The organism is Bacillus cereus group sp. MYBK30-2 (assembly GCF_051915945.1).
Taxonomy (GTDB): Bacteria; Bacillota; Bacilli; order Bacillales; family Bacillaceae_G; genus Bacillus_A; species Bacillus_A paramycoides.
Window position 1 is genome coordinate 1,416,835 of the sequence record NZ_JBQAFR010000001.1, and the last position, 19,182, is coordinate 1,436,016.

The window sequence follows — 19,182 nt, forward strand, 5'->3', positions numbered from 1 at the left end:
CGTCATTTCTCCCTAAATTTTTAATATACTTTTTCAAAATAAGGTGAAACCTAAATCAATCTTTTCCCTCATTAAGACGCAAAAAAGTAGTGCTATTGCACTACTTCTGTCTCTTTCTTCTTTTCTAAATTACGAGCCGTTTCACTAAGTTCAACATCTTTCCCATCTTTATACGTACCGAATAAAAAATCATACACTGGATTAGAAACACCAAACCAATACTTTTCATTTTTGTAATGATGTAATATATGCTGTTTTTTAAGCCATCTTCCAAACTTAGTAAAGGGACGAATCGGCTTATGTGCAATATAATGTTTCCATTCATAAACGAGAAGCATTATGATCATTCCAATTCCAAAGGAGAGTGTAACTGTAACACTCTTTGTAAATCCGTATAAAACGAATAAATAAATTGCAAAACCAGGTAAACTATACCAAACAGGTAAAAATAATAATTTCAAATCGTCTGGATACACGTGATGATCATAATGTAATCTGCGAAGCATTTTTAATAAAAAACGATTCTTTGGTGGCTTAATGTGAAATAAAAAACGGTGAGTTACATATTCGTTAAGCGTATAAAAAACGACTCCAGCAAGACACGATAAAATACCGATCCATGTGAAAAATTGCATTTTTAAAATAATGATAAAAATTAATAGGACACTATACATAATAACAATATCATGTTGTAAAAAGAACTCCTTTACCACTCTCTTCATCTTTCTTCCCCCTTCTCCAAAAAAACAGCCGCAACATATCGTTACGACTATTTCTATTTTATTCTTATTCTATTCACTTTACAAATTTGCCTGCTGCTCTATTGTCGAGAAAAAAGTGTTCGGACCAAATATATTTTGCTTCGGAATAATGTGTTCCACTGCAAATACTGTTACTTCTCCCCTTTGTACTTCTCCAATAATAAGCCCAAATACTTCATGATTTACCGCAAACGTTGGTTGTTTCGTTTGCAGCAACCTTGCTGCATTGTTAAATACCGCTTCATATAGTGGATTTCTATCAGTAATTTCTTTTCGAATTTTTGGTGCTAAAGTGATGATAATTTCTTTTCCGTCAATAGTGGTTCGATACATAAAAATCTCCCCTTCAATCTTATGTGAACAACTGTAAAGCTTTGTATGCAAAATGGATAGAATATCCCACTAAAATAATACCTGCTCCTGCTGTAATATAGCCAAGTGCTTTTTTCTTTAATAAAGTTCTTCCAAAATGAACAGAAAAAGCAATATTTAAATTCCATAAAATAATACCAACAATAATACAAAGACTGTATAAAAAAGCTTCTTGTTTCGTTACCTTCGTAAGCAATGAGCTAAGTGTACTTCCGTATATACCAAACCAAAAAACAAGATTTAACGGATTGGATATCGCGATTAAAAATCCCGCCATAAAAGATTGTTTAAGTCCACCTACCTCTTCTTGTTTATATTCCATATTCGCGTGAGAAATCCCTTGTTTTACACTTTGAAATCCTAAATAAAACAATAAGAAAAACCCAGTACAATACATAAAAGCTTGTACATATGTATACATAAACACAGAAGATAAACCGAAATAAATAAGAAGCATAAACAAAATATCTGCAGTCATTCCCCCAATTCCAACAATCCAAGCATGCCAAAATCCGCGTTCAATTCCTCGTTTTAACATCTCAATATTAATCGGACCTACCGGTGCAGCTAATGAAATACCTAATACTATTTGCTGTATAATCGCTCCAAACATCGCTCTATCCTTTCTGCTTCCTTTACTACTAAGTAATGATGCACATATGAAAAATAGACTAGCTTCATAAGAAATATCCACTATTAAAATACCCTTTTTTATCCAAAATATGCAAAAGAGCCATCCAGTTGATGGCCCCCATTTCTCTACCTTATCCCCCTATTTGCGGGCTAATAATCAGTGGGGGATGAACCCTCCCCGCTGATTAAAGTTTCACTTTATGATGAAAAGGACATTTACCTTTAATCAGCTCAATATCATCCCCAATAAAATACTGTTTCCATTCACGATGATCTATATCACCATAGTGGCTAATGTTAGGATGCTTCGGCAACTGATCCCATTTTTCAACTCGCTCACGGACCATTTGTCTTGAATATGCACCTTTAGGACGATCTCCTTCTAATCCATCGAAAATAGTGCGTGGCTGGAATCCAATAACAAGGGAATTTCCTAAGTGCCTAGTCTTTCGCTGTTTATAAGCCGGCGCATTCCCAAACGCAAATATCGGTTCACCCCCAAATGAAAATTCCCATAAATAATGGTCTGGATCTTTCGGAATTTGCTTCGGCCATGTTTGATTATCTTTTTCATGTAAATACTGTAGTACTTTCCAAAAATAATTACGATAATATTCGAGTGGCTGCTCTTCACGTTCAGGTTCTACAAAAAGAAAAAATCCTCTTCTTACAATTGGTCGCTCTTTCATTAACTCTAAGAAAGATAACATTGTATTCGGCAAATGACTCCAATCATTATGAGAGAGAAATGAATAACGAAGCTCATTCTTTTTTAAAGCTGTCAAACCGAAATAACATGGAAAAGTGGGTTCTAGCACGACATTCGAAAAATTATTAAATTCTTTCGCAACCCAATTCGGTATATCGTCTCTATTTTTCATTCCTTCATTATCTAATAAATAAGACTCAACCATTCTTTCACCTCATTATGTACAGCATTCATTTAAGAATATTACATAATCAGCTTGTCCTATACCTTTTTATAAATTTGAACGAAAAATTATTTAAAAATACAAAAATTTAAAACCGCTTACTTGACTAAATTCTACCAATTCGTGTATATTTAAATTAATCATTTAGCAGAATATTCGAGAATATAGCATTTTTAATTTATATTATCTTTTCAAATGAATTTCACTAAATGAAAAAAAGTAATCGTTTTTTAGGAGGAATTGTAACATGCAAGGAAAAGTAAAATGGTTTAACAATGAAAAAGGTTTTGGATTTATCGAAATGGAAGGCTCTGATGATGTATTCGTACATTTCTCTGCTATTCAAGGCGACGGCTACAAAGCTTTAGAGGAAGGTCAAGAAGTATCTTTCGACATTACTGAAGGAAACCGTGGACCTCAAGCTGCTAACGTAGTAAAACTTTAATCCAACATATGACAGGAGGTTACCTTACTTGGTAACCTCCTTTGTTATTCCTTTGTATATTTCCGTTTTACAGAGCAAAAACTATGTGAAATGCGCAAAATACAAAGGAGGCAATAACAATGGGTTCACATGTAAATGATTTTGAAGAAGTAAAATTCCGTGTAGAAACAGCACAAAAAATGGTCGGTTCTGCAACAATTTCAATGGATCCAGACACATTAGAACATGCCACTACTGCAGTAGAAGCGGCTCGTTCTCAGCTGGAAATTATGAAATCCGTTGCGACGGATTTAGATGAGCCATTCCTAATGAATGAAGAAAAAAAATTAAGTAAATGCGAGCATCAATTACACGAAGCGAAGCACTAAAAAACATCCAGAGAAAATTCTCTGGATGTTTTTTCATGACAATTGCTCCCCATACTTTTTCAATTTCTCTCCAACCGTACATTGCCGTATACAAAAAGAATGGGCATAGTATTTACTATGATTTTTTCGATTATGTTCCTGCAAGAAACACCCTTCGCAATACGTTTCTAATAAGTCATTTACCTCTGTAATGAGTTGCTTTTTATTCACGTGTGCACCTCTCTATTCGGTTATTTCTTTATGACTATCAATTGTCGTCCCTTCTAATGCTTGCGCTGCTAATTGATGTGCCTCTTTATTTTGTTTTCTAGATATCGGTTCACAAACAAACTTTAATTTCATTTGCTTCGCTTTTTGTTCAATTTGATCTAAGTAATGATTTAAATGTTCATCATAGCAAGGCCATTCACCAGCTAATTGCTGCAGTACAACTTGGGAATCTCCACGAAGTGTAACTGCTTCATATTTAATTCCTAGTTCCTCAAGTATATTTATCCCGTATAATAATGCTGCATACTCCGCTTCGTTATTATCATATATGCCTTCTATGTATGCATTGCGACGAATTCGATAATTTGTATTTCCTTTTTTATAGTATACACATATGCCAACCCCAGCTTCTTTCGTCTGCACATCATAGCCACCATCAAAATAAACTTGAATTTCTTGAATCTCTTCCTCCACTTGCTTACTCAATTTTTTCATTTCTTTTAATGACCATTCCGCGTCCATTTCATCGTAAAATAAAAGCTCTTTTACCCTTCCTGTTTTCTCAAAATCCTCCGCAAATTGAAGCACTTCTTCTATGTTCATATAGTCTGTTGTTAATTCAGTTTGTAAACCGCGCTTCGTTTTATACAACCAATGCATTTTATATTTCATACTAGATTCCCCTTATATAAGACTTCTTATATTTATTTTATTATATTTTATCAAGAGTCACTGTATTATATTCAATATAATCACATACAAAAAGAGCCATCCTATATAAGGAACGGCTCTTTCACCTATTACATAAATCTTTCAAATTGTACTCGCTTATTAATCCAGTACATTACAGGCATACCAATCGCCATTACAACAAATTCACCAACTGCACACGTTAGCCATGTTAATAAAAATGGCAGATCAAATGCAAGATGAAGTTCGATTGCTATCATAAACATTGTGACTGTAAAGATTACTGTATTAAAAATCATACGAGCCCAAACACCTTTAATAAAGCGCATAGAAATAATAGTTGCAAGTAATGCAAGAATTGATTGTCCTACTCCAAATACTAAATCGTAAGCGATCATTGGTGAGAAAAAGAGATTCGTTAAAAATACACCTAATACAATCCCGTAAATTGCTTTCTTATTGAATACAACGAGATGGTTAAACATCTCTGAAATACGAAACTGTACATTCGTAAAGCCAAATGGCTGAATAAGCATAGAAACAGCAATATATAATGCCGCTAAAATACCATTACCGACTAATGTTCTTATATTCATGACAAAATCTCCTTAGTTTTTTTACGTGGGATGGTTTCGAACCACGTTATTCGTTTTTAGGCAACAAGATTACATTTTACGCAATATGCACTCTTTCGTCAATAGATTCCTATCATTATCTACCCTTTTTCTTATAGAAGACGTATAATATAACGTATGAAAGATTTAGGAGGTTCCATTTCATGACAGTAACAATTCAAAATGAAAAAGTGATCGTTTCCATTTCTGACAAAGGTGCAGAATTACAAAGCGTTCGCTTAAAAGAAGACAACACAGAATATTTATGGCAAGGTGATTCTACTTATTGGGGACGTCGTGCACCAATTTTGTTCCCAATCGTCGGTCGATTAGTAGAAAATACATACTACGTAGACGGTAAACCTTATTCATTAACACAACACGGTTTTGCTCGTGATCTAATGTTCTCTGTACAAGAACAAAGTGAAACAAAAATTACTTATATCGTTACTAGTAATGAAGAGACATTAAAAAACTATCCATATGAATTTGAATTACTCGTTTCTTATGAAGTAGACGAACAAAATATACATGTTACATATGAAGTAAACAACCCCGCTTCAAAAGAGATGTTCTTTTCAATCGGAGCACACCCTGGATTCAACTGTCCTTTATTAGACGGCGAATCATTTGCAGATTATCATCTATCATTTAATGGATCTGAACGTTTAGAAACTAGTATATTAGAAGGCCCTTTTCTTTCAAATGAAAAGCAACTAATCGCTGAAAATACAAAAGAATTGCCACTTACATATGATTTATTCAAAAATGACGCACTTATTTTTGAAAATATGAATACGAATGAAATTTCAATTCGTTCTCATAAACATAATAAATTTGTAAAAGTAGCATTTGATGGTTTCCCATTTGTCGGCGTTTGGACACCAGGAGATAACACACCTTTCTTATGTATTGAACCTTGGTACGGAATTGCTGATGAAATAAAGCAAGCAAAAGATTTTAAAGAAAAAAAAGGAATTCAATCGTTACAAGCGAATGAAACATTTACATGCCGTTATAGCATTACAATTGGATAAGTACTCTATCCCCTACTTCTAAAAAGTTTTCACGTAGGGGATAACCTTATAAATGGAGGTTTCTCATTTTGATTGAAGTATATATCGATGGTGCATCAAAAGGAAATCCTGGACCTTCTGGAGCGGGAGTTTTTATTAAAGGCATACAGCCACCTGTACAATTATCATTACCACTTGGGACAATGTCCAACCATGAAGCTGAATACCACGCTTTACTTGCAGCATTAAAATATTGTGCAGAGCATAATTATAGCATTGTATCTTTTCGCACAGATTCCCAACTTGTTGAGCGAGCTGTTGAAAAAGAATACGCAAAAAATAAAATGTTTGCACCACTTCTAGAAGAAGCACTGCAATACATAAAAAATTTCGATCTCTTTTTTATAAAGTGGATTCCAAGTAGTCAAAATAAAGTCGCTGATGAGTTAGCTAGAAAAGCTATTTTACAAAATTAACGGGGGGATGATTGTGAAAAAAGAGTGGATTGCTCCTCTCGCTTTATTATTTGTCTCTTTCATTTGGGGAGCTACATTTGTTGTCGTTCAAAATGCTATGTCTTTTGTTGGGCCATTTACTTTTAATGGAATTCGCTTTTTATTCGCTGGAATTATTTTATTATTCATTCAAATTATTTTCTCACAAAAAACTTCAAAACAAGATATAAAACAGAGTAGTCTCGCTGGATTGATTGTTGGATTCTTTTTATGTGTTGGATATTTATTACAAACATTCGGTTTACTCTATACAACCTCTTCAAAAGCTGGTTTCTTAACAGGACTTAGTATCGTTATGGTTCCAATCCTGTCTTTTATCTTTTTAAAACAGCGGGCTACAATTTTCATCGTACTTGGTATTACTGTGGCAACAGCAGGTTTATACTTATTAACGTCTGGTGATTCTTTTCAATTAAACATTGGAGATATACTCGTTCTCGGTTGTGCTGTCGCTTTCGCTGCCCATATTCTTGTTAACGGTTTCTTTTCTAAGAAAATATCACCTTTATTACTAAGCACCTCTCAAGTATTAGCTGTCGGTATGTTTTCTTCTATTTGCGCTTTTTTGTTTGAAGATTGGGAAAAATTATTTTCAGTATCACTATGGACGAATCATTCCTTTTTATTTGCTCTATTTCTCACTTCCCTGTTTGCGACATCAATTGCTTTTTTCATTCAAACATCTGCACAAAAACACACTTCTCCAACGAGAGTAGCAATTATTTTCGCAATGGAGCCTGTTTTTGCAGCATTAACAGGCGTTCTAGTTGCAAACGAACAACTTTCTATTTCTGCCATTATCGGGTGTCTATGTATTTTCCTAGGTATGGTTTTTGTTGAACTACCTTCAAAGGCAAAAAAAGAAGCGCGGGCTGCGTGAAGTTACGCTTGTAACTTCCGCATAAAAGCCTTAGCGCTTTTTTTATCTGTAATTTCTTCTTCTTTCAATCGTTCTAATAACGCAACAAAATAACTACCATCAAACTGTAGTTGATGTTTGATCGTCGCTTCTATTGCCGCATTCACAATTCCATCAGATGCGCCAGTATATCCTTGTCCAAACATAATAAACCCTTGCGCTTCCTCTGATAACTTAAATCCTTTCGTATGTAAGAATGAAAGATAATCTTCTACTGTTTGCATGATATTCCCACCTACTCAAAAATTCTCCACCTCCTATCATACATGTTTTTACACTCTATGAGAATGAAATTTCTTTGACAACTTTGTAAACAGCTCGCCTACTCCTATAGCAAAAGAGGATTCTTCTACAATATTACGGAATATGTAAAGTGATAATTATTTTATATTAAAGGAGAGACATAATGAAACAAGCACTATTAATTATTGATGCTCAACAAGAATTAATTGATGGGAACGAACAAGAAAATGAAGTTTTCCGTAAAACCGAGCTATTAGCTACACTAAATACCGCTGTACAGCAAGCAATAGATTCAAATGCCCTTATTGTGTTCGTAAGAGATACTGATGTTGCTTCTGGTACAGGAGAAGGATTTGAAGTACATAATCAAATTAAAATGCCTCAATCTGCAATACTTATTAATAAACAAGCAACAAATGCATTCTACGGTACTTCTTTATATGAACTTTTAAAAGAAGAGAAGATAAATCATCTCGTTATAGGTGGATGTAAAACAGAACATTGCATCGACACTGCTGTTAGGACAGCAACTGTACAAGGATTTGATGTTACATTAATTAAAAATGGTCATTCAACAACTGATTCTAACGTATTGTCTGCACAGCAAATTATCGAGCACCATAATAAAACTTTACACGGTCATTATAACGTTGATCATTTTTCCGTTGTTAGAGATATTGAGGAAGACCTCTTTCAACCTACTCATGACCAATATCGTGATTAAATTAACTATAAAAAAGAATCCTTTCGTGAAAAGGATTCTTTTTTATCCAAAAATTTGCGCTGCAATACTATATAGCTCATTATTCCTTTTTAATAATTGATCACTATTTTTCATCATAATTGGTGGTTTATTAACCTTTTGAAAACCAGTAATCTCTAATTCTTTCATGAAATTTCCCTTTCCTTCTGGTACATCAATTCTTAATTTACCATTATGCTCTCTTGCTAAATAATGAACAATTCTCATTGCCATCGCATCATTTTTAGCAACGACTGGTCCTATTATTTTATTTTCTGGCGTATGTATACTCATACCATATCCTAATACATTTTGTTGTATATCCTTTATAATAATACATTGTTCACTTTGTATAATTCGACACTTTAAAAACTCTTCTCTATTTGTTCCAAATGCATCTTCATCTATTTGTATTATTTCTTCTAAATCACATTCTTCATAATTCACAATATACTCTTCATTTCCTACACATTTATAATTCTTATTGTACGAGTTACATATGTATTTAGAAACATAGCTCACAGTCCTGAATCCTAGTTTTTCATATAAAGGCTTCCCCTCATCCGTAGCAATAAGCACTATTGGAGTTTGAGTTGATACGATTTTAGCGCATAAATCCGTTATCGCCTTTCCAATCCCTCTTCCTTTATAATCTGGATGTACAATTACCATTCCGATAGACGCTAACGTCTCTCCGTATAATATAATTGCCGCGCTAGCAATAAGCTCTTCTTTCTCATTTACCACACCATATACTATACCTGTATTCAAAATTGTTTCAATCTCTTCTCTATTATAATCCCAGCCAATATAAGAAGATAATGCTACAATATCCTCTATTTTTTCTCTCCTAAGACGCTCCACTCTAATTTCCAATTCAATCATTCCCCTATTCCTACAATAAGTACTTCCATTTTAGATATGATTCCAGCAAGTTTACAATTTGTTAACGGTACTGTCTTCATTAATGAGAAACGCTTTATACACATCACTCCTCGACATATACAAAATTACTTTTGGACCTATATTTGGTAGTAGTAATCCAAAAAAATAAAAAGCTTGTAGTTTGATAATATCAAACTACAAGCTTTTTTTCATTCCATGGACTACACTCCCTCTTTTAAATCGAATTCATCACATCACCTAATACTTGTATAAAGTTTTGCAAACAATAGAATATCTCAAGTGATTTTACTCGTAATAAGCTGACCAGCTTCATTTATAGTAACTTTCCATTTCACTCCACCAGAAGTCTGCATAATCACACCTTTACTCGCTTCTAGTTCAATATCTCCAAACATTCTTCCACCAGTTGTCGCCAACCAAGCATTCCCATTTTCCATAGAAGACCTTGCAAAAATACGATTAATTCGAAAACGCTTATGGTCTTGAGCATAACCGCTTAATGTAATTCTTACTTTATACAGCTGACTCGCCCTCATATTCGATATAATTGTATCCCCAACATTTAACGGGACATCCGATGCAATAACCCAACTTCCATTTGCACTTAATACATATTCAATTTTAATTTTCTTAGGACTCTCTCCCCATCCAAAATACATCCCAAAACAAGTCAACATTTTTATCGGATTTTTTGTAAAGTCCAGTTCAATAACAACTGGATTACTATCCGGAACATCAATATAATTTACACTTTGTTCATCTATTAAATTAAAACAATTAGCGATACTTCCTCCGTACGGTAATTTCCCACTTACTTGCTTAACATTATACTTCTGCTGGGCATTTACTAAAATATCATCTTGATTCCCTATTAAATGTGGTTTATTTAATGTCAATGGTAACTGGATTCGAAGTGATTCCTCATAGGTAGACGTACAAACATTATATTGTCCCATATCTACAATAGTTGTTGAAAGTAAGTTTGAAAAAAGATAATTACGATGGGAATTAGAAGAAAATTCAATTACTATTGGTTCACTACTCATCCGGTACGTATCCCAAATCATACAACCAAATGTATTATACGCACCCGAGCAACGAATTACTTTTTTCGTTTGTTGCCTACATTGTACTTGAATATCCTGAAATGTATTTCCTGAACTTTCATTTGGTAAATCACTATTTCCATCGACTTCTATTCCATACTGACAACCATCAATAAAAATTGATTGAAATACATTTGCATTTATCCAGCAAGGGGTATTAATGTCATCTACATATTCTGTTTTCAAATATATTGCGGTTTGAAAGTTTTTAATTTGAATAAAATTAACTTGAAAGAAACTAATATAATCCCACGCTTTTTGACAATAAAAATGTATAGCTATTCCTTTATATGACGGCGTTGCATTTATTATATTTATATTTGATATAACAGATTGATTAGGTATTTCTATTTGTTGTGATCCAGAAACATAAATAACAGGGGATTGAAATACCGGATTTACAACTTGAATGGTACCTCCAGTTATAGAAGCATTATTTTGTAGTTCAAACGCAGTAAAATCCCCATCAATTTGCACTGTTACAGTAGGATCCAACTCTAACCTTACATTTGATTTAATAACGATCGGCTTTAAAACTTTATACGTATTTACTCCTGTAATTCTCACCGTCGAAATCCGATTCGATACACAATAATCAATAGCTTGTTGAATTGCTAATGAACTATCATTCCCTAAGTTCGGAACGGCTCCAAAACAATCAATATGAACACTACTTCCTGGTGCACAATTTTCTTGTGATGAAATATATTCTGACAAAACAAATTCACTCCTCATATTGCTCTTTTCATATCATATGCTGTTTTCTTCTTAAGAGTTTCTGTAATAAAAAAAACAAACAACCTCTACGGTCATTTGTTTAATTCATATATACCTTTTGTTTCTTCTACCATTTTAGTTAACGAGAAATATACTTCTGCTTTTTCTCGTGCGTTCACTCTAATATCATTCACCTTTTCTTCATTTCCCTGTAATTCCTTAAGTGCATCTGCAAATAAATAATCGCAATATTCAGGTATCAACACACCCGATTCTCCATCTATTACCGCTTCATTTATTCCTCCGACATCTATCGAAACAATTGGTGTTCCGGTAGCCATCGCTTCAATTACTACCATTGGAAACACTTCACGAAAAGATAATAAAAGTAACGCATCCATATTTCCGATAAACTCATGTGGCTCTGAAATATTCCCTAGCATCTTTACACTTTGTTGCAAACCATATTTTTCTATTTCTTCCATAATAGATTCTTTCTCTGGTCCATCACCAGCAATGTAAAACAAAAAATCTTTTCTCGTTCTCAACACATTTGCAATTTTAACAAATAGTTGATGGTTTTTTTCCTTTGATAATCTTGCTAATATACCTATCTTATAAACAGATTCTTTCTTTTTCTGTTGGAATAAAAATTTTTCAATATCCACACCGTTATAAATTGTTTTTATCTTTTCTTCAGCTACACGAATTGAAATTAAATTATTCTTTTCAAACTCACTTACTGTAATAATAGTATTCACATATTCATTCATGAAGTAACGAAAGACCCTTGGTATTTTCTTTTCTAATATGGTTACATTATGTTTCGTATACACGACTTTTATCTTTCTTTTAATAAACTTTTGAAGTATGAAAGCATACAATACCATTCGCAAACTATTCGCATGAATGATATCTATCCTTCGTTTATAAATTTCTTTTCGTAAGTAATATATATTTCTTAAATGATTCGATCGACTAAGTAAAATAAAATTTTCTTTTCTAGCAAGAGATTGATATAATTCCCCATCGCCTGCAGCTGTATAAATTGTAAAACTCTCGCATTGTAAATTATTTTCTAATTTACAAAAGTAACTCTCGGCTCCCCCAGTTATCAACTTATCTGTCATCAACAATATATTCATAATCTTGTCTTCTCCATTACATTAATTTTATTTTTTCTATAAGCATGATAAGCATACTTACTAAAATAAAAGAAAGTTTGCACTAAATTAAGAGGTTTTTGCGCTCTTAATAACTTCCAATAACGGAAAGCCGCTCTCATTTTATTTCTTGAAACGGAATTTGTAACAATTCGATATTTTGCTAACATTTGCTGTATCCCGTTCGCTTCATATCCTTTATATAACAATTCTAGCCATAACGCTGTATCTTCAGGCTGAACGCTAGGCATTTCAATATAAGGAACTTTCTCACGATCAATCATCACCGTTAGACACCCAATAATTGTATTTCCCATTAAATAATGATAATCAACAGATTTCGGTACGTTCACCTCTCTATTCAGATCATTACTATTTTCATCTATTAAACTATAAGAGGTATACGAAAACGCAACATTTGTTTCTTCCATAAATAACAACTGCGTCTGCAATTTATTCGGTAGCCAAATATCGTCACTATCTAAAAAGGCAATATATCTTCCTCTCGCTTCTTTAATCGCCATATTTCGAGCTTTAGCAGCACCCATATTTTCATTTAATGATAATAATCGAATTCGTGAATCCCCTTCTATCATCTCTTTAATCTTTACAGCTGAGTGGTCCGTGGAAGCATCATCAACGATAAGCATTTCCCAATTTTCATAAGATTGACTCTGCACAGATGTGATTGTCTCACCTATAAAACGTAGACTATTATAAGAAGGTGTTATTATAGAAACTCGAGGCGTCTCGTTATGTACTGATAGACACTTTACCATCTATCGTTCCCCTTCCTTCATATATTGAAATGTATTTCATAACAACTGCTAAAAATAGAAAGAAAGCTTCGTTAATAATAAGTGACAATGACATCATCTGAAATAAAAATGCAATCATAGTCAATAAAAGATATGGCTTTTCACGGAACAAGTTATACTTAGTCAACTTCACCATTAGAATACATAAAAAAGCACTGTATAAAAGGAAACCAATTGTACCCGATTCAGATAAAATTTCTAAAAATGTATTGTGCACATATAGTTTTTCATTGAACTGATACTCATAATAATTCGAAAAATTAAACGCACCGATACCGATATATGGATTAGATAAAAAATATTTGAAAGCAGCTTCCCATAGTGTGAATCTGCCACTCCCATTATCGTGCGAAAAATCAGAAATTCGATCATTCAATATATCATCTAGTTCTCCACCCATTAATACATTCGATAAACTAAAAACAACAACACTAAACAATACTAAACCCATTATTAGTTTTACTTTTTTAGCAAAACTGGACATGCATACATATACAAAAATGACGAGTACAATCGCTAAAATACCACCTCTTGAAAAGGTTAATAAACTCGTTGTAACACATAGAATCAATCCTATTAGATTGGTTATATTATTTAAATTAGTCATATAATACATAAAAAATATTGTATTATAAAAAATAAAAATATTGGGATCATCTAATAATCCGATTAATCTTGGATACCCTCTATCTACTAATAATCCAGCATAAACCTCTCTCTCTTCTCCGCCATGTAATCCAAAATGTTGTAATCCGACTATATAGAGTATGAGACTCACAATATTAAATATTAATCCTACATAGACAATGGCTGACTCGAGTACTACTATTTCGGTGTTACCCAATAAATTCCTCATAATAAAATAACACCCTAAAACAAGTAATACGCCAAAAATCATACGAATACTAGCGCTTAAATATATAGAAAGAATGCCACTTAAACAATAGATGAAATAAAACAGCAAAAATACAACTTCATGAAAATATAGCTTTCGAATATAAAAATCTTTAATTGTTAAACAAAAATAAATGACTAGAAAAATCATGTATATCTTCAAAGAAAATCCGATATATATGTTGTATTTACTTAACATAACAAACAAGATTAGAAGAAAAATCCATTTCATCGAAATTTGCATATTATTTTCCATAGGCTATATCCCCTGCTTCGTAATATAATCCTTTTCTCGTGTTTTTCTTATAAATGAAAGAATAAGTTTTTTTAACTCATAATCATATAGGAATATACCAACTACTACGATAAACGTATTAAGAACAAGTGCAATCAAATTATATGTCTGTAATACATATTGCACCCCAATAAAAGTTACACCAAAATAAATTGTATACGGTATTACAATTTGGAATACAATTTTTTTCCTCACTACACTTACCGCTATATATCCAATCAAAGCCACTATCTCAAATAAAACCATAGCATAAGCCGCTCCTCTAACTCCACCAATGCTACTGAAGCTATATAGCATAATTCCTCCAATCACTAAAGCAACACACTGTACAGCAGTTCTTTTCTTTTGACCTCCACTCGTTGTCAAACCATCTGCAATAGCAATATTTATACTTTGTAACACAATAAGAAAAGATAATATTTGAAGTGGCTCTACTGCATTACTCCATTCCTCATGAAAAAATATAGAAATAAAATAGGGTGCTAAATTATATAAACCTATCGTCATACATATTCCCACGACCGCCATTGATTTTATTTGAAGCATATTTAATTTCGTATGCTCCTCTATATTATTCTGGTTATAATGTTTAAAGAGCACCGGGAAAAATGCCCCTGCAATTACCCCTGGCACTTGATATAAAGCCGCTGGCATCCGATAAGCAACCGCGAATACACCTACCATACTTAACGGTAATGTATAATTGAGTAAGATGGGTGCTAATTGTGGCGTACTCATTATTAAAAAACCACTAACAATAAAAGGACCTAATTGCCAAAACAATCCTTTATGAATTGCTACTTTCATATTAATGTTCGTCTTTTTTCTCATAACGTATATGCTAAATAAACCACCAATCATATAACCAAAACCATATAAGCGAGCTGTTATATACACTGGTAATTCTCCGAAAATGCAAAAGCATGTAATTATAATAACAACTGATGCTGATACAACTTTAATTAGTGCTATATATTTCATACGTTCCATAAGCTGAAAATAGGCAATCCCTATATTTTGCCATGTGAGGCCTATTAACATCAGAAACATTACGTTTAACATCATATAAATTAAATCCTTATCATCGTACACATAATGAATAGTTATATAACCAATTACAGAAATAAAAATAAGAAGAAGCATCCTTATTTTTATGTATGAAGATACAATCTTCCCTAAATCTACTCCATCCTTTGCTCCTTCTCGAAGAAATGTATTACTAACCCCTAAATCTGTAAAAAACAACATTACAAACGTAAATGCTATCGCAACACTAAACATCCCATAATTTTGTGCATTAAAAAAGTTGGCTAAAGCAATTAAGCTAATGGCTTGAAGAAGATTAGCTAAAATCGTACTATAAAATAGATGTACAATATTATTTAGAATGGATCTACCCATACCAGTTCTCCTTTGCATGTAACCTACCTATATTTGTATACAATTATATTTACTATGTTTTTTTATCTTGCACCATTCCCATTCAATACAATAAAAACTGTCTTACATAAAATACGAATATCCATCCTAATCGTTTTCAATTCCACATATTCCATATCCAACTTCAACTTTTCTCTCGGATCAAGATTATATCCTCCATTTATTTGTGCCCATCCTGTTAGCCCTGGTTTCACTAATAAACGGTTCTTGAATTCTGGAATATTAGCTTCAAATTTTTTATAAAAATACTCTCTCTCTGGTCTAGGGCCAACAAAAGACATATCACCTTTTAAAATATTTATAAGTTGTGGTAATTCATCAATTCTCGTTTTTCTTATAAACAATCCAACCTTTGTAATTCTCGGATCGTTTTCATTTGCCCATTGTGGTCCGTTCTTTTCAGCATCACTAACCATCGACCTTAATTTAAATAATTTAAATCCCTTTCCATTAATCCCCAATCGTTCTTGAAAGTAGACTGGAGACCCCGATGTTTCTAAAGCAATCAAAATACAAAAGAACAACATAATTGGTATCATTAATAGTAACAATATGAGTGAAAATATTACATCAAACAAGCGTTTTACACTTCGATTCAAAATGCTATTCTTTTCTTGAGCCGGAATAGTATACAACTTAGCTTGATTTGTTTCACGAATCATGGATCGTTACCCCCAAATTCAAGAATATAAAACTATACCTAGCAATTCACATTCTTTCCGCTTTATGTCCGCGATTACTTTTTGTACTGCACTCAATGAATCTTTTCGTTTTTTGACTGCCAAAATTACTCCATCACATTTCTCCGCAATAAAATGCGTAACAGGAAGCTCAAATACTTCAGATGAATAAAAGAAAATGTAATCAAACTCTTCTTTCCACTTGTCTATTACATTATCAAATTCATCCATAGCAACTAAGGGCGTTCCAATATGTACAGTCTTTTTTGCAGGAATACAATATAAGTATTCAGAAAGATCACTAGAAAAAGATTCATAATTTAAGGTAGAAGAGCTTATTATATCGTTTACTGTTGTCATATGATTACTTTGTAACAATAGATGCAGCTTAGGATCAGAAAAATTCACATCGACAAGTAACACTTTTTTCTTCATTTCCGCAAAAACTAATCCCATATTTACTATTAGTAAAGCAACAGCGCCTCTATCCTTAGTCGAACTAACTGTGAATACTTGTTTTCCCGATTTTTTCAACTCATGATATACAGTATAAAATTGCTCTTTCATTACAACATCATGCGGATCGAACTTCAGCTGTTTCTTTCTCTTAAACATCGACATGTTCACCTCCATATATAGATGATTGCGTTTCAACTTCTGTAGATTTTCTCTTTCTTTTTGGCTCCATATTTATGTGACCAATAACAGAGACTGTTGTTATTTTCTCTAAATCTTGTTCCACATATATACGCTCATCAAAATAATCCCGAAGTACAGCTAAACCAATGCCAACAAAAAAACTAACAATTAAAGAGATAGGAATAATAAGTTGTAATTTCGGAAACAATTTCTCCGCTTTTTCCTGTAACTCTGGACTAATTAATATTTTTACGCCCTGTACATTCGTATACTGTTGAAAGCTTTTTTGAGATTGTTCTGCCAATGTCTTTACAATCTCTTTAACGACTTGAGGATCTGAATCTTTTACTGTTACAGTAACAATTTGCGAGTTGTCCGTATTCACCACCGAAATTTTTTGTGCTAATTCATAACTTGATTGTTCTAATTTTAAAGTGTTTTTTACTGTCGAAATAATTAGTGGACTTTTTAAAATATCAACAAACGATGTTACGAGTTGCTTATTTTCTTGTGTTTTATTCGCTGTATTTTCCTTATTAAACTCATCTAAATTCCCAACAAGGATTTGCGCTGAATATTGATACGAAGGCTTTAGCACATACATAGAAATAAGAACTAGAGAAACGGTTAAACAACACATCGTCAAAATGATCGTTACGAATCTTCTTTTCAATAACTGTTGAAAATCTTTTATACTCATTTCTTGCCCCAATTATTTCACCGCCTTTGTCTGAATAACGTCCTGCAAGTCATTTTCTACAGATAACTTTTTCTTATCTCTATCCGCTCGCTTTGTTACATACTTTCCGACCATAAATGCAAATTTTTCTACAAATACATACGAAATCGTTGCAAGTATAAACGACATAATAAGCGACATAATTAAAACAATAGGTAATGGTACTGTTTCATGGAGCATGTATATAAGGGAAAATAAAGATATAGTATGGTATAAATAAAGACTGTAAGAAATCTTCCCCAAATATAACAAGTATTTATTATGCAGCAAAGATGACAAAGTTGATACTGACAAGCTTAATATGACAAATAGACATGCACTTATCGCTACTGCGTAGTCTCGAAATACGAAATTATTGAGCACATTAATTTCTCCAATAATCCCTTCATACATATAAAGAAAAACCGCTAATAAAAACCATAAAATTTTCTTGTTTTTGGTACAATTACTAAAAAACATTATTAAATGTTTTTTATACTTCGCAACTTGCGCTCCAAATAAAAACAGTACTGTGTAATACAACGTTAATGCATAGCTTGTCAATGTTAAACCAGAGTGAAATAAAAATAATATTACGACAGAACATATACTAAAACTAAACAAGCATAATAATGAATACCAAATTGTTTTTCGTAAACATATCATTAAAACTAACGGAAAAATTATTGATATTCGCATTTCATGTACAAGTGACCAAATCACACTGTTATATGCATCTGTATTATATTTCCCGATCAATAAAACATGTTGTGCTATTAAGCTTAAAGAGCTTTCAATCGTCCATGAGCGATTAAACCATTCACTTAAATAAGAAATACCATATTCACTTATTGTAGTCTGGCATATAATAGCTATAATTATTGCTACAATATATGGAATATATATTCTGCATATACGTTTTAAAAGGTATGATCCATAGCTACTATAGTTTTTTCGAATGGATTCATACAAAACAAATCCACTCAAAACAAAAAAGATAATAACAGATTCGTTACCACTACTAAAAATAAGACGAGCAGGCGTTTCTTTTAATAGATATACAACAAATGGTTTATTATCTTCATAACTGTAATTTTGATATGCTGAGAAAATCATTAGATGATGTCCAATCATTACTAAAAATGAAGAAATTCCCCTTATAGAATCCAGTTCTTCATACCTCTTCATCGTTTTACATCAACTCCTAATGAAATGATGATAATAATCATTTCAAAGCGACATCTTTATTCATATTCCTCTCCCTTCTTTTCATTCCATTTTTTCATATTAAAATGATTTTATATTATAAATTTGAGTGTATTGTAACATTTTTTGTAATATTTTGA

General features: G+C 32.5%; 24 protein-coding genes and 1 riboswitch. Of the genes, 6 read left to right on the forward strand and 18 right to left on the reverse strand.

The window, feature by feature from the left end:
* Positions 1 to 92 precede the first annotated feature (92 nt).
* The 4 genes from ACTFQM_RS07400 to ACTFQM_RS07415 form a co-directional block, all read right to left on the reverse strand.
* Positions 93 to 722: a sterol desaturase family protein gene (locus ACTFQM_RS07400; protein ID WP_002171231.1), complete on the reverse strand. Its 630-nt coding sequence runs from the start codon at positions 720 to 722 to the stop codon at positions 93 to 95.
* Positions 723 to 800: 78 nt separating this feature from the next.
* Positions 801 to 1,094: a hypothetical protein gene (locus ACTFQM_RS07405; protein WP_002171230.1), complete on the reverse strand. Its 294-nt coding sequence runs from the start codon at positions 1,092 to 1,094 to the stop codon at positions 801 to 803.
* Between the two features lie 19 nt (positions 1,095 to 1,113).
* Positions 1,114 to 1,746, reverse strand: coding sequence for a LysE family transporter (locus ACTFQM_RS07410; RefSeq protein WP_025147163.1), 633 nt, complete (start codon positions 1,744 to 1,746; stop codon positions 1,114 to 1,116).
* A gap of 205 nt (positions 1,747 to 1,951) precedes the next feature.
* A complete protein-coding gene (locus ACTFQM_RS07415; RefSeq protein WP_440033943.1) occupies positions 1,952 to 2,680 on the reverse strand; it encodes a YqcI/YcgG family protein in 729 nt (242 codons plus the stop codon).
* 265 nt (positions 2,681 to 2,945) lie between these two features.
* Here ACTFQM_RS07415 and cspB point away from each other — a divergent pair, with 265 nt between their 5' ends.
* Positions 2,946 to 3,143, forward strand: a complete 198-nt coding sequence (gene cspB, locus ACTFQM_RS07420) for a cold shock-like protein CspB (RefSeq protein WP_002171227.1) — start codon at positions 2,946 to 2,948, stop codon at positions 3,141 to 3,143.
* Between the two features lie 119 nt (positions 3,144 to 3,262).
* Positions 3,263 to 3,511: a DUF2564 family protein gene (locus tag ACTFQM_RS07425; protein ID WP_002117839.1), complete on the forward strand. Its 249-nt coding sequence runs from the start codon at positions 3,263 to 3,265 to the stop codon at positions 3,509 to 3,511.
* Between the two features lie 33 nt (positions 3,512 to 3,544).
* On the opposite strand, the gene ACTFQM_RS07430 is transcribed toward ACTFQM_RS07425, so the two are convergent.
* The 3 genes from ACTFQM_RS07430 to ACTFQM_RS07440 form a co-directional block, all read right to left on the reverse strand.
* Complete coding sequence (locus ACTFQM_RS07430; protein WP_033718852.1) at positions 3,545 to 3,721, reverse strand: zinc-finger domain-containing protein; 177 nt, start codon at positions 3,719 to 3,721, stop codon at positions 3,545 to 3,547.
* A 12-nt stretch (positions 3,722 to 3,733) separates the two neighbouring features.
* Complete coding sequence (locus tag ACTFQM_RS07435; RefSeq protein ID WP_002171226.1) at positions 3,734 to 4,393, reverse strand: ribonuclease H family protein; 660 nt, start codon at positions 4,391 to 4,393, stop codon at positions 3,734 to 3,736.
* 128 nt (positions 4,394 to 4,521) lie between these two features.
* Positions 4,522 to 5,007, reverse strand: coding sequence for a QueT transporter family protein (locus ACTFQM_RS07440; protein WP_002171225.1), 486 nt, complete (start codon positions 5,005 to 5,007; stop codon positions 4,522 to 4,524).
* Positions 5,008 to 5,013: 6 nt separating this feature from the next.
* Positions 5,014 to 5,058: riboswitch (PreQ1 riboswitch) on the reverse strand.
* A gap of 131 nt (positions 5,059 to 5,189) precedes the next feature.
* Between ACTFQM_RS07440 and ACTFQM_RS07445 the strand changes: the two genes are divergently transcribed.
* The 3 genes from ACTFQM_RS07445 (at position 5,190) to ACTFQM_RS07455 (ending at position 7,436) form a co-directional block, all read left to right on the forward strand.
* On the forward strand, positions 5,190 to 6,062 hold the full coding sequence (locus tag ACTFQM_RS07445) for an aldose 1-epimerase family protein (RefSeq protein ID WP_440033944.1): 873 nt from the start codon (positions 5,190 to 5,192) through the stop codon (positions 6,060 to 6,062).
* Positions 6,063 to 6,130: 68 nt separating this feature from the next.
* Positions 6,131 to 6,517, forward strand: coding sequence for a reverse transcriptase-like protein (locus tag ACTFQM_RS07450; RefSeq protein WP_048373284.1), 387 nt, complete (start codon positions 6,131 to 6,133; stop codon positions 6,515 to 6,517).
* A 13-nt stretch (positions 6,518 to 6,530) separates the two neighbouring features.
* A complete protein-coding gene (locus ACTFQM_RS07455; RefSeq protein ID WP_440033945.1) occupies positions 6,531 to 7,436 on the forward strand; it encodes a DMT family transporter in 906 nt (301 codons plus the stop codon).
* A 2-nt stretch (positions 7,437 to 7,438) separates the two neighbouring features.
* Here the strand turns inward: ACTFQM_RS07455 and ACTFQM_RS07460 are convergent, their stop codons facing one another.
* Positions 7,439 to 7,699, reverse strand: coding sequence for a DUF6123 family protein (locus ACTFQM_RS07460; protein WP_001195212.1), 261 nt, complete (start codon positions 7,697 to 7,699; stop codon positions 7,439 to 7,441).
* Between the two features lie 182 nt (positions 7,700 to 7,881).
* Between ACTFQM_RS07460 and ACTFQM_RS07465 the strand changes: the two genes are divergently transcribed.
* Positions 7,882 to 8,442, forward strand: coding sequence for an isochorismatase family protein (locus tag ACTFQM_RS07465; protein WP_440033946.1), 561 nt, complete (start codon positions 7,882 to 7,884; stop codon positions 8,440 to 8,442).
* Between the two features lie 42 nt (positions 8,443 to 8,484).
* On the opposite strand, the gene ACTFQM_RS07470 is transcribed toward ACTFQM_RS07465, so the two are convergent.
* From ACTFQM_RS07470 to ACTFQM_RS07515, 10 genes are all read right to left on the reverse strand, one after another.
* Positions 8,485 to 9,345 (reverse strand): GNAT family N-acetyltransferase, encoded by an 861-nt coding sequence (locus ACTFQM_RS07470; protein ID WP_440033947.1) that lies wholly within the window; start codon positions 9,343 to 9,345, stop codon positions 8,485 to 8,487.
* A gap of 296 nt (positions 9,346 to 9,641) precedes the next feature.
* Positions 9,642 to 11,189: a hypothetical protein gene (locus tag ACTFQM_RS07475; protein ID WP_440033948.1), complete on the reverse strand. Its 1,548-nt coding sequence runs from the start codon at positions 11,187 to 11,189 to the stop codon at positions 9,642 to 9,644.
* Between the two features lie 92 nt (positions 11,190 to 11,281).
* Positions 11,282 to 12,334 (reverse strand): glycosyltransferase family 4 protein, encoded by a 1,053-nt coding sequence (locus ACTFQM_RS07480; RefSeq protein ID WP_440033949.1) that lies wholly within the window; start codon positions 12,332 to 12,334, stop codon positions 11,282 to 11,284.
* Positions 12,331 to 13,131, reverse strand: a complete 801-nt coding sequence (locus ACTFQM_RS07485; RefSeq protein WP_440033951.1) for a glycosyltransferase family 2 protein — start codon at positions 13,129 to 13,131, stop codon at positions 12,331 to 12,333. The genes ACTFQM_RS07480 and ACTFQM_RS07485 overlap by 4 nt, the downstream gene beginning before the upstream one ends.
* Complete coding sequence (locus ACTFQM_RS07490) at positions 13,106 to 14,320, reverse strand: O-antigen ligase family protein (protein WP_440033952.1); 1,215 nt, start codon at positions 14,318 to 14,320, stop codon at positions 13,106 to 13,108. Before ACTFQM_RS07490 ends, ACTFQM_RS07485 begins: the two co-directional genes overlap by 26 nt.
* A 3-nt stretch (positions 14,321 to 14,323) precedes the next feature.
* Positions 14,324 to 15,760, reverse strand: coding sequence for an oligosaccharide flippase family protein (locus ACTFQM_RS07495; protein ID WP_440033954.1), 1,437 nt, complete (start codon positions 15,758 to 15,760; stop codon positions 14,324 to 14,326).
* 62 nt (positions 15,761 to 15,822) lie between these two features.
* Positions 15,823 to 16,461, reverse strand: a complete 639-nt coding sequence (locus ACTFQM_RS07500) for a sugar transferase (RefSeq protein WP_400527315.1) — start codon at positions 16,459 to 16,461, stop codon at positions 15,823 to 15,825.
* A gap of 18 nt (positions 16,462 to 16,479) precedes the next feature.
* Complete coding sequence (locus ACTFQM_RS07505) at positions 16,480 to 17,100, reverse strand: CpsD/CapB family tyrosine-protein kinase (protein ID WP_440033956.1); 621 nt, start codon at positions 17,098 to 17,100, stop codon at positions 16,480 to 16,482.
* Positions 17,087 to 17,830, reverse strand: a complete 744-nt coding sequence (locus tag ACTFQM_RS07510) for a YveK family protein (protein WP_440033957.1) — start codon at positions 17,828 to 17,830, stop codon at positions 17,087 to 17,089. The genes ACTFQM_RS07505 and ACTFQM_RS07510 overlap by 14 nt, the downstream gene beginning before the upstream one ends.
* Positions 17,831 to 19,024 (reverse strand): acyltransferase family protein, encoded by a 1,194-nt coding sequence (locus ACTFQM_RS07515; RefSeq protein WP_440033958.1) that lies wholly within the window; start codon positions 19,022 to 19,024, stop codon positions 17,831 to 17,833. It lies immediately after the preceding gene.
* Positions 19,025 to 19,182 lie beyond the last annotated feature (158 nt).

Coding starts and splice junctions, on each gene's coding strand:
- ACTFQM_RS07410 (WP_025147163.1), bottom strand. CDS start 1,746: ATGTTTGGAGCGATTATACAGCAAATAGTATTAGGTATTTCATTAGCT.
- ACTFQM_RS07485 (WP_440033951.1), bottom strand. CDS start 13,131: ATGGTAAAGTGTCTATCAGTACATAACGAGACGCCTCGAGTTTCTATA.
- ACTFQM_RS07415 (WP_440033943.1), bottom strand. CDS start 2,680: ATGGTTGAGTCTTATTTATTAGATAATGAAGGAATGAAAAATAGAGAC.
- cspB (WP_002171227.1), top strand. CDS start 2,946: ATGCAAGGAAAAGTAAAATGGTTTAACAATGAAAAAGGTTTTGGATTT.
- ACTFQM_RS07405 (WP_002171230.1), bottom strand. CDS start 1,094: ATGTATCGAACCACTATTGACGGAAAAGAAATTATCATCACTTTAGCA.
- ACTFQM_RS07500 (WP_400527315.1), bottom strand. CDS start 16,461: ATGATTCGTGAAACAAATCAAGCTAAGTTGTATACTATTCCGGCTCAA.
- ACTFQM_RS07435 (WP_002171226.1), bottom strand. CDS start 4,393: ATGAAATATAAAATGCATTGGTTGTATAAAACGAAGCGCGGTTTACAA.
- ACTFQM_RS07425 (WP_002117839.1), top strand. CDS start 3,263: ATGGGTTCACATGTAAATGATTTTGAAGAAGTAAAATTCCGTGTAGAA.
- ACTFQM_RS07440 (WP_002171225.1), bottom strand. CDS start 5,007: ATGAATATAAGAACATTAGTCGGTAATGGTATTTTAGCGGCATTATAT.
- ACTFQM_RS07470 (WP_440033947.1), bottom strand. CDS start 9,345: ATGATTGAATTGGAAATTAGAGTGGAGCGTCTTAGGAGAGAAAAAATA.
- ACTFQM_RS07515 (WP_440033958.1), bottom strand. CDS start 19,024: ATGAAGAGGTATGAAGAACTGGATTCTATAAGGGGAATTTCTTCATTT.
- ACTFQM_RS07460 (WP_001195212.1), bottom strand. CDS start 7,699: ATGCAAACAGTAGAAGATTATCTTTCATTCTTACATACGAAAGGATTT.
- ACTFQM_RS07505 (WP_440033956.1), bottom strand. CDS start 17,100: ATGTCGATGTTTAAGAGAAAGAAACAGCTGAAGTTCGATCCGCATGAT.
- ACTFQM_RS07490 (WP_440033952.1), bottom strand. CDS start 14,320: ATGGAAAATAATATGCAAATTTCGATGAAATGGATTTTTCTTCTAATC.
- ACTFQM_RS07480 (WP_440033949.1), bottom strand. CDS start 12,334: ATGAATATATTGTTGATGACAGATAAGTTGATAACTGGGGGAGCCGAG.
- ACTFQM_RS07400 (WP_002171231.1), bottom strand. CDS start 722: ATGAAGAGAGTGGTAAAGGAGTTCTTTTTACAACATGATATTGTTATT.
- ACTFQM_RS07465 (WP_440033946.1), top strand. CDS start 7,882: ATGAAACAAGCACTATTAATTATTGATGCTCAACAAGAATTAATTGAT.
- ACTFQM_RS07445 (WP_440033944.1), top strand. CDS start 5,190: ATGACAGTAACAATTCAAAATGAAAAAGTGATCGTTTCCATTTCTGAC.
- ACTFQM_RS07495 (WP_440033954.1), bottom strand. CDS start 15,760: ATGGGTAGATCCATTCTAAATAATATTGTACATCTATTTTATAGTACG.